The organism is Wenyingzhuangia sp. IMCC45533 (assembly GCF_054111225.1).
Genome location: NZ_CM134197.1, coordinates 2678121 through 2691963 on the forward strand (window position 1 = coordinate 2678121; position 13843 = coordinate 2691963).

Below are 13843 nucleotides of genomic sequence, written 5' to 3' on the forward strand. Positions count from 1 at the left end.
TTACGGTTTTTGGTTTTTATAAAATCTGAATTAAACCATTGAACTGTTAAGTAGTCAAACTATTTAGTGATTTAAGAATTATGTAACGGTAATACGTTATTTATGTGAAATTGAGTTAGATGCTTTAATTTTATTAGCTTTGTCGCTATATCCAACAATAAAATTTAAATTTAAATGAAAAACGTTTTAACGCTATTTTTGGCTTTTATTATTTCAATAAAGGTATTCTCTCAAGAAAAACCCAACATTGTAATGTTGTTTATTGATGATTATGGATGGTCCGATATAGGATACAGAAATAATTCTTTTAAAACTCCTAATTTAGATCAGTTAAAAAGGGAAAGTTTAGATTTTCAAAGAGCATACATTCCTACACCTACTTGTAGCCCTAGTAGATTATCATTATTGACTGGTAAAGAAGCTGTTAGGTTGCAAATGGTAAGACATATTGCTCTAGATCCAAAAAGGCCCCATGCGAAATATGGAATGTTAGAAAGAGATCCTGCTCAAATGCCATCTTTAAATTATTTGCCATTAGCAGAAACTACTTACGCAGAAAAACTAAAAGAACATGGCTACTACAATCATTTTATTGGTAAGTGGCACTTGGGTCATACAGGTAGATATCCTGTAGATCAAGGTTTTGATTCTGAATTTGGGGTGACTGATGCAGGACATCCTAGAAATTACTACTATCCTTTTTTTAAGCCTAATGAAGATCCTAAGGGATTTATGAAAAATTATAAAGAAGGAGATTACTTAACGGATGTGTTAACTAATGGAGCGGTAGATTTTATAAAGGATTACGACAAGAAGAATCCTTTTATGCTTACTTTTTGGTACTATTCTGTTCACGGTCCTTCTGTGGGTAGAAAAGATTTATTGGCTAAATATCAAGCAAGAGGAATTCAGGGTAAATATGCTCATCATCATGCAATGGTAGAAGCGATGGATGAATCTGTTGGTAAAGTTAGAAAGGCTTTAGAGGATAAAGGAATTGCGGACAACACAGTAATTATATTACTGTCTGACCAAGGTGGTGCCTATACAAACGCTCCTTTGAGAGGTGGAAAAAAAGGAGGCGATACTTTGGCAGAAGGTGGAGCAAGAGTTCCTTTTATGATTTTGTATCCTGGGGTAACCAAGCCCAACACAGAATCATTTGTACCCGTACAATCTATTGATGTTTTTCCAACTTTATTGGAAATAGCATCAGGTAAAAACTGTAAGAGCAAAGAACGTCAAGGAGTTAGTTTAATGCCAATTTTAAGAGGAGGCAACATCAAAGAAAGAAGTTTGTATGGTTTCAGAAGTTATGAAGATCAATATACTTCTATCATACGCGGAGATTGGAAAATAATAAAATATCACTCCGGAAAATATGAATTATACAACGTGGATCAAGATCCATCCGAGAAAAATAATTTAATTGGAACGGGACTAAAAATAGAAAAAGAGTTGAAGTTAGATTTAGCCAAATGGGAAAAAAAGGCTGTTCCTAGTTTTGGATTACATCAATTAGAAATAAAAGAAGACAAATTATAAAGATGAGAAATATAGGCTTGTTAGGTGCTTTAAGTTTAGTTTTTATATCGAGTTGGGCAAACCATGGTCCACAAAAAAACATTACTAGTAAGAAAAAAGAAAAACCTAATATTATTTTTCTTTTGGCAGATGATTTAGGTTACGGAGAGTTGGGGTCTTATGGACAAAAAACAATTAAAACTCCTTTTTTAGACCACATAGCTACCAAGAGTTTGAAGTTTACCGATTTTTATGCAGGTACTTCTGTTTGTTCACCCTCTAGAGCCGTTCTAATGACAGGTAAGCATACTGGGCATCTAAGTATTAGAGGTAACAAAGGGAAGAGGTTAGATAACAAATGGGATAGAATTCCTCTAAAAAAATCTGAAACTACGGTTGCAGAAGTTCTACAAAAAGCAGGTTACCAAACAGCTATGATAGGTAAATGGCATTTGGGAGTTCCAGAAGACATTTCTACTTGGGCCAAAGGAAGAGGTTTTGATTATGCCGTACAAGAACAATGGGGTAAAGATAAAAATGGTAAAGAAATAGATGAACGTGTACACTGGGTTAACAATACGCAAGATTCAATCTTCTATAATTACAATAACTACAAGTGTCTGGATGAGTTTAGAACCAATTTTGCTTTAGATTACATTGATAAAAAAGAGGACGATAGACCATTCTTTTTATATATGTCTTATAGAATTCCTCATGCTCACGAATTCTTTTTAAGTAAAAATGATTTGTATGCTGATAAGATGCAAGACTGGCCTGAAATAGAAAGGAGACATGCAGCTAGGATTACTATGTGGGATGCACAGGTAAAACGATTATTTGAAAAATTAGAGAAGTCTGGAGACTTAGAAAATACCCTAATTATTATTTCTAGTGATAACGGACCTACCAATGAGAATCATCACAATTATCAGTTTTTTAATAGTTCTGGAGATTTGAAAGGACACAAGAGAGATTTGTATGAAGGTGGAGTAAGAGTACCCATGCTTGCTTATTGGAAAGGCAAAATTAGAGAAGGTAAAACAACCCGTTTTCCAGCTACTTTTTACGATGTGATGCCAACCTTTGCAGACGTGGCAGGAGGTAAAGTTCCAGAAGATATTGATGGAATTTCCTTTTTACCCGAGTTACTAGGTAAAAAACAAAAAGGTCATCCATTTTTATATTGGGAAATACAAGAAGGGAATAATGTAAAAGGCTTTAAACAAGCAACCCGAATGGGTAAATGGAAAGCAGTTCGTTATGGAGACAAGTTTCATACAGAACTGTATAACTTAGAAAATGATTTATTAGAAAGAAATGACGTTTCTAAAGATTATCCTGATGTTGTTGCCAAAGCCAATGAAATATTAAAAAAAGAAAGTGTCAAAAACATCCATTATCCTTATTCAGGTGGAGTATTTAAATAAAACAGTCTTACAATAAAGCTATTAACCTCTAAATTTTTATAATTTAGGGGTTAATTTTGTTTCTGTTAGCCAGAGAAATGGAACAACCGAAGACATTTATTGAATGAATACACACTCAAAACAACCCGAAATTGGAGTTATTTGCTCCGCATAATAAAGTATTGTTACTAAAAATATAATTACATAAGATGAAAAATAGAATATTAAATATAATGCTGCTTTTAGCATTTACTTTTGTGTCTGCTCAAAACAAACCGAACATCATTTGGTTGATGGCTGAGGATATGAGTACTGACTTAGAATGTTATGGATTTCCAGACGTTAAAACACCACATCTGAATAAAATGGCTTCGGAAGGTATTAGATTCAATAACGCTTTTGTAACCAACCCGATATGTTCTCCAAGTAGATCATCAATGATGGTTGGAACACATCAAGTAAAAACAAATTCTCATCACCACAGAAGCAATAGAAACATACCTTTAAACTCTCAATTTAAGCCTTTTACAAAATTGTTGAGAGATGCTGGATACACGACCGTTTTAGGAAACCATAGTGTAATGAAAAAAGGGAGAAAGATTGATGTGAATTTTAAGTACGAGCCAATAGGTGCTTGGGACGGAAAAACTCAATTTGGGCTTTTTGACAAGTACGACCATTTTGAAAACGATGGAAAGCCATTTTTTGCACAAATACAATTAGTAGTTACACATCGTGGAGACTGGTGGACGGATGTAAGAAACAAATCAGCTCACCCGCAAGATCCTAACAAAGTAACTTTACCACCTTATTTGGCTGATCATCCAGCAATAAGACTAGATTGGGCTAAATATTTAGACCAAATAGAATATATGGATAATGAAGTGGGAATGATTTTTAAGGAATTAGAAGATAAAGGACTTGCCGACAATACCATTGTTATATTCATAGGAGACAACGGTAGATGTAATATAAGAGGAAAAGGATACTTACAAGATACAGGTTTAAGAATTCCTTTACTAGTTCATTATCCAAAAGGAATAAAATCAGGTCAGGTAAGCGATAAAGTTATTTCTTCTACAGATATTACTGCTACTATTTTAGATTTTGCTGGAGTGAAGGTTCCTGATTATATGACGGGGCAACCTATATTTGATGAAGATTTTGACAGAGAATACGTTTACGCAGCTCGTGATTTATGGGATGAAGTATTAGAAAAGTCTAGAGCAGTTACCACTGAAGATTGGGCTTACATTAGAAATGATAAGCCAGAAATTCCTTACGATGCACATCAAGCTTACTTAGAATTTTACAGACCTGCTGTACATATTATGAGAGAGTTGTACAAACAGGATAAGTTAAACGAAAATCAAAAACCATTCTTTGAACCTTCTAAACCTAAAGAAGAATTATATGATTTAAAAAAGGATCCTCACCAATTAGTTAATTTGGCTACAGATCCCAAGTATACTAAAATCTTGAATAAGCTAAGAAAAGAAACTAAGTGTTTTGATAAAAAAATGTCGCCAGTCAGTAATAAATACGAGCCTGTAATTACTAAAGGGCCAGAGATGGTTAAATGGTTAAAAACTGAGCGAAAAGAAGACTATCAAAAAATGCAGAATGGAGAAGAAATTGGTTATAGAAAATTTACCAATTTGTATAAAAAATCACTTAAAAAACAATAATAAAAACATCGTATGAAAATCTCAATTAATAAATTTTTATTAATCATAATATGCGCTTTTGCATCTACGTCTTGTAAGTCAGAAGAAAATGCAGAAGTAAAACAGGGAAAGTTTTCTATTAATAAGGAGTGGGTGTTCAAAAAATTATCTGCTGATGAAACTGAGGCTGATTTTGAGTTGGAAAAGTTCAATGACAAGGAATGGGAAAAAGTTTCTTTACCTCACACCGCTAATATAGAGCCAACAGTAGTAAACAATCAATGGCAAGGAATATGTTGGTACAGAAAAAAACTAACGGTTGATACTTTTGATTCTTCAAAAAAATACTTGATAGAGTTTGAAGCAGCAATGAATGTTTCTAAAGTATGGATTAATGGTAAATTGGCGACAACTCACCAAGGAGGATACTTACCTGTGGTTATAGATGTTTCTAAGTTTTTAAAACGAGGTGACAATACAATTGCGGTAAGATTAGACAATACAGACAATCCTGTAACAGGACCAAAACCTTTAAAAATATTAGACTTTAATACGTTTGGAGGTTTGTATAGAAATGCATGGCTAATTGTTAAAGATAATGTATATATCTCTCACGCAGCTATTGCCGATAAAGTTGCTGGAGGAGGTGTTTTTATCACTTATCCAAAAGTTTCTAAAGACGAGTCAACCATTAAAATTAAAACAAACGTAGTCAACGAGAATATTGAGAACGTATCGATAGCGGTAGAAAATGTTATTTCATATGATGGAAATGTTGTTAAAACAATCACATCGGAATTAAATAAAATTGATGCCAACAAGGATATAGATATTACAACTGAGGTTACATTAAAAAATGTGAATCTTTGGTCTCCAGCTAAACCTAATTTGTATACTGTTGAAACTAGAATTTACAAGGATAATAAGATAGTAGATGCTGAGGAACACAAAATTGGTATTAGAGAATTTACGTTTAAAGAAAACCAATTGTATATCAATGGAGTTCAAACTTTTTTAAGAGGAGTAAATAGACACCAAGAGTATCCTTTTGTAGGTTATGCAATGTCAGACAATGCTCAATACAGAGATGCTAAAAAAATTAAAGACGGAGGATTTAACTACATCAGATTATCTCATTACCCTCAATCTCCAGCTTTTATGGATGCTTGTGATGAATTGGGAATTGTGGTTATCGATGCAATTTTGGGTTGGCAATACTATGCGGATAATGACGATTTTAGAGGTTTTTGTTACAATTCCGCTAAACAATTAATCAGAAGAGATAGAAACCGACCTTCGGTTTTGGCATGGGAAGTTTCTCTTAACGAAACCAAAATGCCCGTGTTCTTTATGGAAAAATTGAATGAAATTGTGCATCAAGAATATCCTGGAGACAATGTGTACTCTTGTGGTTGGATGGATGATGTTTATGATATTTATTTGCAAGCACGTCAACATAGAATTTTGCATCCTCATGAGTTAAAAGAAAATCAACCTTACTCTGTATCAGAATATGGAGACTGGGAGTACTATTCTAAAAATGCAGGACTTAACCAAGATGCTTTGCCAAACAATTTAAGAGATGAGTTTAGCAGTAGGCAAGTAAGAGCTTATGGAGAAGAAAGATTGCTAAGACAAGCCAATAATGTACAAGAAGCTCATAACGACAACTTAACTACCAAAGCTTATTCTGATAGCTACTGGGTTATGTATGACTATAACAGGGGATACCACGATAAAATAGAAGAATCTGGATTGATGGACTTGTTTAGATATCCTAAATTTGCGTACTACTTTTATCAAAGTCAAAGAAACGTAGATGACGGTATGGTTCTAAAAATAGCTTCTTATTGGAATGAAAAATCTCCGTTGAATCTTAAAGTTTATAGTAATTGTGACGAAGTAGCTTTATACTTAGATGGCAAACTGTTAGCAAAGCAAAAGCCAGACGCTAACAAAAACACGACAAAATTAAATCACCCACCTTTTACGTTTAATTTAAAGAAATATAAGGCAGGAACTTTGAAAGCTGTTGGATTTATAGATGGAGACGAGGTTACAACGACCGAAGTGACCACGCCAGGTAAACCAGAAAGCATAGTGGTTATAATAGATGAAAGTGGTAAAGCACCTATCTCAGGAGCAAATGATGTAGTATTTGCATACATATCTATTGTAGATAAAAACGGAACGGTTGTACCAAATTATACAGAAGCTGTGAATGTAAACGTTAAAGGGAATGCTTCTATTGTTAACATCGACCCTATTAAAACAGAAGCTGGAGTAGCCTCAGTTTTATTAAAGATAGGTGATTCTGCAACAGACATAGAGTTGGCCATAAATTCCAAAAACTTAAAAACAACGCATTCTTTTAAAGTTGATAATAACGAATAATATTGATTATTGTTAATTGCACACTTTGTCAATAATTAATAGATTAGTCAACTGAAATAAATAAATTAAAAATATGAATTTTAAGAAAGTACTTTTATCAAGTCTAGCTGTTTTATCTATGGGTAGTGCAGTCGTTTCTTGCAAGTCAAATTCTAAAAAAGAAGTTGCTAAAGAAACAGAAGTAGAAAAAAAAGTGAAACCTAACGTTGTAGTAATATACTTAGATGATTTAGGTTATGGTGATGTTAGTGCCTACGGAGGAGAAGCTTTAAAAACTCCTAATATTGATAAATTAGCAAACGAAGGTGTAAGATTTACCAATGGTTACGCTTCTTCCGCAACGTGTACTCCAAGTAGATATGCTTTATTAACAGGAGTGTATCCATGGAGAAATAAAGATGCTAGAATATTACCAGGTACAGCACCCTTATTAATATCTACAACACAACAAACGTTACCTAAAATGTTCAAGTCTCAAGGATATGATACTGGAATAGTAGGGAAGTGGCATTTAGGTTTAGGAACAGGACATACAAACTGGAATGAGCATATCTCTCCAGGTCCAAACGAGGTTGGTTTTGATTCCTCATATATCATGGCAGCAACGCAAGACAGAGTTCCTACAGTATATATAGAAAATGGAGATGTAGTAGGTTTAGATCCTAACGATCCTATAGAAATTAATTATAAGAAAAACTTTGAAGGTCAGCCCAACGGTGTAGATAATCCAGAAATGCTTAAAATGACATGGCATCATGGTCATAACAGTAGTATTGTAAATGGAATTCCACGTATTGGTTATATGAAAGGTGGAGAGTCAGCTAAATGGAAAGATGAAGATATGGCAGATCACTTTTTGGCTAAGGCTAAAGCGTATGTAAAAGATCATAAAAACAATCCATTCTTTTTGTATTACGCAATGCAACAACCACACGTACCGAGAACTCCGCATGAGCGTTTTGTAGGAAAGTCTGGTTTAGGACCAAGAGGAGATGTAATTTTAGAAGCTGACTGGGTAATTGGAGAGTTTGTAAAAACACTAGAAGAGGAAGGTTTGTTAGAAAATACGCTAATAGTATTATCTAGTGATAACGGACCTGTTTTAAATGATGGTTACAACGACGATGCCGTTGAAAAATTAGGAAATCATGATCCAAAAGGAGGATTAAGAGGAGGAAAATACAGTTTGTATGAAGCTGGAACAAGAGTTCCATTTATCACTTATTGGAAAGGTCATATCGAACCGAAAGTTTCAGATGCTTTAGTTTGTCAGATGGATTTGTTGTCATCTTTGAGTGCTTTGGTTGATGCAGAAGAAAACACAGCAGATAGCAAGCAATTATTAGATGTGTTTTTAGGTAAATCAGATGAGGGAAGAGAATCTTTAGTTATTGAAGCGACAAGTAGAACTGCTCTTAGAAAAGGAGATTGGTTAATGATACCTCCATATAGAGGACCTAAACTTAACAAGTTGGTTAATATTGAATTAGGTAATGATAAAGACTTCCAGTTATACAACGTTAAAGAAGATCTAGGTCAAAAAGAAAATTTGGCAGAAGCAAAACCAGAATTATTGAAAGAAATGCTAACAAGTTTTGAGGCTATTAGAGGTAAAAACTACTCCAAAGTTCAAAAATTAGAATTAAAATAAACTTTTAATTTTTAATCTTAATACTAAAACCAATCTACTAAGTCACTTAACTTTTTAGATTGGTTTTTTGTAATAAATGACCTAGAGTAAAATATTGTATATCAATAAAAAACTCTTATATTTGCGTTGGAAATAAATGAAAAGGATAAGTGGGGCTTTAAAAGCCCCACTTTTTATAGGTATATATGGATAAAAATAAAGTAGAAACATTAGTAAATCAAGCGCTAGAAGAAGACACATCTTTGTTTTTAGTTGACTTGGCTATTGGAGCTGACGATAAAATATCAGTAACAATAGATGGAGATAATGGTGTTCCTTTAAAAGAATGTATTCGTATTAGTAGATTTGTTGAAGGAGAGTTAGATAGAGAAGAAGAAGATTATAGCATAGAGGTGGCAACTCCAGATATAGCCAAGCCTATTGTGTTAAAAAGGCAATACATAAAAAATATAGGTAGAATTGTAATAGTAACTACTGCAGAACAAAAGTACGAAGGTACTTTGGCAGAAGTAAACGAAGACGATATTGTACTGACTTGGAAAACAAGAGAACCAAAGCCTATAGGCAAGGGAAAAGTTACTGTAGATAAAACAGCGACTTTAAATTACAAAGAGATAAAAGAAACAAAAGTTAAAATATTATTTAGTTAAAATATTTAAATGGAGAATATAGATTTAATTAATTCATTTTCAGAATTCAAAGACGATAAAAAAATTGATCGTGTAATGTTAATGTCTATCTTAGAAGAAGTTTTTAGAGCTGCTTTAAAGAGAAAATATGGATCTGATGATAATTTTGATATCATTGTAAACCCTGATAAGGGAGATTTAGAAATATGGCGTAATCGTATTGTTGTAGAAGACGAAATGTCTGAGGATGATAATGAAGAGATTGAATTGTCTGAAGCAAGAAAAATTGAGCCTGATTTTGAGGTTGGAGAAGAAGTTTCAGAGGAAATTAAGTTACACCAATTGGGTCGTAGAGCTATTTTAGCCTTACGTCAAAATTTAATTTCTAAAATATACGAACATGACAGTACTAATCTTTATAAAAAGTTTAAAGAGTTAGAGGGGGATATGTATACGGCCGAAGTTCATCACATAAAGCATAATGCTATTATTTTATTGGATGATGACGGAAACGAAATTGTACTTCCAAAAAGTGAGCAAATTCGTTCAGATTTCTTTAGAAAGGGTGATGCTGTAAGGGGAATTATCAAAACGGTAGAATTAAGAGGTAATAAGCCTGCTATTATTTTATCAAGAACATCTCCTGAATTCTTAAGAAAATTATTTGAACAAGAAATCCCTGAGGTATTCGACGGTCTGATTACCATTGAAGGTGTCGCTCGTATACCAGGAGAAAAAGCTAAAGTTGCAGTAGATTCTTACGATGATAGAATTGACCCTGTGGGAGCTTGTGTGGGAATTAAAGGATCTAGAATTCACGGTATTGTTCGCGAGTTAGGGAACGAAAATATTGATGTAGTAAATTATACAAAAAACACACAATTGTATATTTCTAGAGCATTAAGCCCTGCTAAAGTAGTAAAAATGGATATCTTTGAAGCAGAAGGGGATAACAAACCTAAAGCTGATGTTTATCTTAGACCAGAAGAAGTGTCTAAGGCAATAGGTAGAAACGGTGTAAATATTAGATTAGCGACTCAATTAACAGGTTACGAAATAGACGTGTTAAGAGAGGGAGCAGAAGACGATGAAGATGTTGAATTGACAGAGTTTTCTGATGAAATAGAAGCATGGATTATTGACGAATTCAAAAGCATTGGATTAGATACCGCTAAAAGTGTTATCGATAAAGATGTGGCTGAATTGGTGAGCAGAACTGATTTGGAAGAAGAAACAATCATTGAGGTTCAACGTATATTAAAAGAAGAATTTGATAAATAAAGGTAGTCAGTAGCCATTAATCAAAAGATCTTCTTAAATAAAAAAATAGTAAAAAGTATATATGTCTGTAAGCAAAACATTAAGGCTTAACAAAGTTTTACGAGAATTAAACATCTCACTAGATAGGGCAGTAGAGCATCTTTCAGCCAAAGGGATTGAAATAGAAGCTCGTCCTACAACAAAAATCTCTAACCAAGAATATCAAATCTTGTTAGATGGTTTTCAAACAGATGCGCAAAAAAAAGCCGTTTCAAAAGAAGTTGGTGAAGAAAAGCGTAAGGAAAAAGAAGAATTACGCATAGCTCAAGAAGAAAAAAAGCGTAAGGCAGAGGAGGAAAGAAATAGAATTCTGAAGGCTAAAGCTGAAAAACTAGAGGTAAAGACAATAGGTAAAATCGATTTAGACAAGCCTAAAAAAGAAGCACCTAAAGAGGACGTCAAAGAGGAGGTTAAAAAGCCAGAAACTGAAGCTCCGAAGGAGTCTGAAGTCATAAAAGCAAATGCTCCAAAACTTGGAGGTTTAAAAATAGTAAAATCTGCTCCTAAAGTAGAAGATAAACCTGTTGCCAAGTCTGAACCTAAGAAAGAAGAAAAGTCTGAGCCTTCGGAAAAAGAGGTAAAAGAAACTACAGAGTTTACAGCTAAAACCGAAGAGGTAAAAGCAGAAGCTACTCCAACTGGAGAAACAAATTCACCTGAAGAAGGAGGAGAGCCAGAGGCGATTAAAACTCAATACCAAAAACTCTCGGGACCAAAACTTACAGGTGCTAAAATTGATTTAAAGCAATTCGAAAGACCGAAGAAGAAGAAAGTTGACCCTAAGGCAAACAACGCAAACGATCCTAAAAAGAAACGTAAGCGTATTATTAAACCAGGAACTCCAAACCCAAATAACAGAGGAGGACAGGGTAATAATAACGGAAACAGAGGTGGTCAAGGAGGACCTAATCGGAGAGGGCCTGCTAATAGAGGTGGAGGAAGATTTAATCAGCCAGTTACTAAAGAAGAGCCTACAGACGAAGAAGTACAAAAACAAGTTAGAGAAACTCTTGAAAGACTTCAAGGGAAATCTAAAAAGAATAAAGGAGCAAAGTACCGTAGAGAAAAACGTGATTTGCACCGTCAGCAAACAGAAGATGCTCAAGCACAAGAAGCAGCTGAAAACAAAGTACTTAAGGTTACTGAATTTGTAACAGTAAGTGAAGTAGCTACTATGATGGATGTGGGTGTAACAGAAATTATTTCTGCATGTATGATGTTAGGAATGATGGTTACGATGAATCAGCGTTTGGATGCGGAAACTATTAAAATTGTTGCAGAAGAATTTAACTACGAAGTTGAATTTGTTGGTGCAGAAGTAGAAGAATCAGTAGTAGAGGTAGAAGATTCTGAAGAAGATTTAGAAGAAAGAGCTCCTATTATTACCATCATGGGTCACGTAGATCATGGTAAAACATCTTTACTAGATTACATTCGTAAAGCAAACGTAATTGCTGGAGAATCCGGAGGAATTACACAGCACATTGGTGCTTATTCCGTGAAAATTGGTACAGGTCAAAAAATAGCATTTTTAGATACACCTGGTCACGAGGCCTTTACAGCCATGCGTGCACGTGGTGCTCAAGTAACAGATTTAGTAATTATTGTAATTGCAGCGGATGATGACGTAATGCCTCAAACAAAAGAAGCGATTAGTCATGCACAAGCAGCAGGAGTACCTATAGTGTTCGCATTAAACAAAATAGATAAACCAACTGCCAACCCAGACAATGTGAAACAACAATTAGCTAGCATGGATATGTTGGTAGAAGATTGGGGAGGTAAATACCAATGTCAAGAAATTTCTGCCAAATCTGGACTAGGTGTTGATGAATTATTAGAAAAAGTTGTTTTAGAGTCTGAAATATTAGAATTAAAAGCGAATCCTAACAAATCCGCAACAGGTACTGTAGTAGAAGCACAATTAGATAAAGGACGTGGATATGTATCGACTATTATGGTACAAGCAGGTTCTTTGAGAATTGGAGATTATATTTTAGCAGGTAAACATTCTGGTAAAGTTAGAGCAATGTTTGATGAACGTGGTAGAAACGTAGAAGTAGCACCACCATCAACACCGGTATCTATATTAGGATTGGATGGAGCCCCTCAAGCTGGTGATAAGTTTAACGTATTTGAAGATGAAAGAGAAGCTAAGCAAATAGCATCAAAACGTTCTCAATTACAACGTGAACAATCTGTAAGAACTCAGAAAACATTGACATTAGACGAAATTGGTCGTCGTATTGCCTTAGGAGACTTTAAAGAGTTAAATATTATTCTTAAAGGGGATGTAGATGGTTCTGTAGAAGCATTGACAGACTCTTTCCAAAAATTATCTACTGAAGAAATTCAGGTTAATATATTACATAAAGGAGTAGGAGCAATTACCGAGTCTGATGTATTGTTAGCTTCTGCTTCCGATGCAATTATTGTAGGATTTAACGTTAGACCTGCTGGAAACGCAAGGCAAGTAGCCGATACGGAAGAAGTTGATATTAGAACATACTCTATTATTTACGATGCCATTAATGACTTGAAAGATGCGATGGAAGGTATGTTATCTCCAGACACTAAAGAGGAATTGTTAGGGAATGTAGAAATTAGAGAAGTTTATAAAATTTCTAAAGTGGGTAACATTGCAGGATGTATGGTTGTGCAAGGTAAAATTACAAGAAACTCTCAGATTAGAATTATTAGAGACGGAATCGTTGTTCATGATGGAGAATTGGCAGCATTAAAACGATTTAAAGATGACGCTAAAGAAGTTACCAAGGGTTACGATTGTGGTGTTCAAATAAAGAACTACAACGATATTGCCATTGGAGACGTAATTGAATCTTACGAAATAGTGGAAGTAAAAAAGAAACTTAAATAGTTGATTTCAAATAATATAAAAAAGCCCGTCAAACATGACGGGCTTTTTTGTTTGATGATTTATTTAAAATTAAAAGCACTTTGATAGTAATATTAAATTTTTAAACACTATGTTTGTTCATTATTAAATTATTACATTACAAAAGTGAAAAACGGTACAGTAAAGTTCTTTAATGAATCTAAAGGTTTTGGATTTATTGTAGACAACGAGACAAAACAAGATTATTTCGTACACATCTCAGGATTGATTGATGAAGTTCGTGAAGGTGACGAAGTAGAATTCGATTTAAAAGAAGGAAGAAAAGGAATGAATGCAGTAGAAGTTAAGGTTTTATAAGCTTTATTTTATATTGAACAAGATTAAAAAAACCTCAT

At 34.0% G+C, this 13843-nt stretch carries 9 protein-coding genes; all 9 read left to right on the forward strand.

Annotation, left to right across the window (positions count from 1 at the left end; all coding sequences use genetic code 11):
- The first annotated feature begins 174 nt into the window (after window positions 1-174).
- The 9 genes from ACXGQW_RS11905 (at window position 175) to ACXGQW_RS11945 (ending at window position 13805) form a co-directional block, all read left to right on the forward strand.
- Window positions 175-1545: a sulfatase gene (locus ACXGQW_RS11905; RefSeq protein ID WP_457823036.1), complete on the forward strand. Its 1371-nt coding sequence runs from the start codon at window positions 175-177 to the stop codon at window positions 1543-1545.
- A 2-nt stretch (window positions 1546-1547) separates the two neighbouring features.
- A complete protein-coding gene (locus tag ACXGQW_RS11910; RefSeq protein WP_457823037.1) occupies window positions 1548-2951 on the forward strand; it encodes a sulfatase-like hydrolase/transferase in 1404 nt (467 codons plus the stop codon).
- Window positions 2952-3139: 188 nt separating this feature from the next.
- A complete protein-coding gene (locus ACXGQW_RS11915) occupies window positions 3140-4618 on the forward strand; it encodes a sulfatase family protein (RefSeq protein WP_457823038.1) in 1479 nt (492 codons plus the stop codon).
- Window positions 4619-4630: 12 nt separating this feature from the next.
- Window positions 4631-6991, forward strand: a complete 2361-nt coding sequence (locus ACXGQW_RS11920) for a glycoside hydrolase family 2 TIM barrel-domain containing protein (protein WP_457823039.1) — start codon at window positions 4631-4633, stop codon at window positions 6989-6991.
- Window positions 6992-7064: 73 nt separating this feature from the next.
- Window positions 7065-8642 carry a sulfatase family protein gene (locus ACXGQW_RS11925; protein ID WP_457823040.1) on the forward strand — a complete coding sequence of 526 codons (1578 nt, stop codon included), beginning with the start codon at window positions 7065-7067 and terminating at the stop codon, window positions 8640-8642.
- Between the two features lie 185 nt (window positions 8643-8827).
- On the forward strand, window positions 8828-9292 hold the full coding sequence (gene rimP, locus ACXGQW_RS11930; protein WP_457823041.1) for a ribosome assembly cofactor RimP: 465 nt from the start codon (window positions 8828-8830) through the stop codon (window positions 9290-9292).
- A gap of 9 nt (window positions 9293-9301) precedes the next feature.
- On the forward strand, window positions 9302-10552 hold the full coding sequence (gene nusA, locus ACXGQW_RS11935; RefSeq protein ID WP_457823042.1) for a transcription termination factor NusA: 1251 nt from the start codon (window positions 9302-9304) through the stop codon (window positions 10550-10552).
- 61 nt (window positions 10553-10613) lie between these two features.
- The gene (gene infB / locus ACXGQW_RS11940) at window positions 10614-13469 is read left to right on the forward strand and encodes a translation initiation factor IF-2 (RefSeq protein ID WP_457823043.1); all 2856 of its coding nucleotides are present in this window, start codon (window positions 10614-10616) and stop codon (window positions 13467-13469) included.
- A 144-nt stretch (window positions 13470-13613) separates the two neighbouring features.
- Entirely contained in the window at window positions 13614-13805 is a 192-nt protein-coding gene (locus ACXGQW_RS11945) for a cold-shock protein (RefSeq protein ID WP_457823044.1), read from the forward strand.
- Window positions 13806-13843: the final 38 nt, after the last annotated feature.

Bases quoted from the DNA above. Each gene is read 5' to 3' on its own strand.
- rimP (WP_457823041.1), top strand. From the start codon at position 8,828: ATGGATAAAAATAAAGTAGAAACATTAGTAAATCAAGCGCTAGAAGAA.
- nusA (WP_457823042.1), top strand. From the start codon at position 9,302: ATGGAGAATATAGATTTAATTAATTCATTTTCAGAATTCAAAGACGAT.
- ACXGQW_RS11910 (WP_457823037.1), top strand. From the start codon at position 1,548: ATGAGAAATATAGGCTTGTTAGGTGCTTTAAGTTTAGTTTTTATATCG.
- ACXGQW_RS11920 (WP_457823039.1), top strand. From the start codon at position 4,631: ATGAAAATCTCAATTAATAAATTTTTATTAATCATAATATGCGCTTTT.
- infB (WP_457823043.1), top strand. From the start codon at position 10,614: ATGTCTGTAAGCAAAACATTAAGGCTTAACAAAGTTTTACGAGAATTA.
- ACXGQW_RS11925 (WP_457823040.1), top strand. From the start codon at position 7,065: ATGAATTTTAAGAAAGTACTTTTATCAAGTCTAGCTGTTTTATCTATG.
- ACXGQW_RS11905 (WP_457823036.1), top strand. From the start codon at position 175: ATGAAAAACGTTTTAACGCTATTTTTGGCTTTTATTATTTCAATAAAG.
- ACXGQW_RS11915 (WP_457823038.1), top strand. From the start codon at position 3,140: ATGAAAAATAGAATATTAAATATAATGCTGCTTTTAGCATTTACTTTT.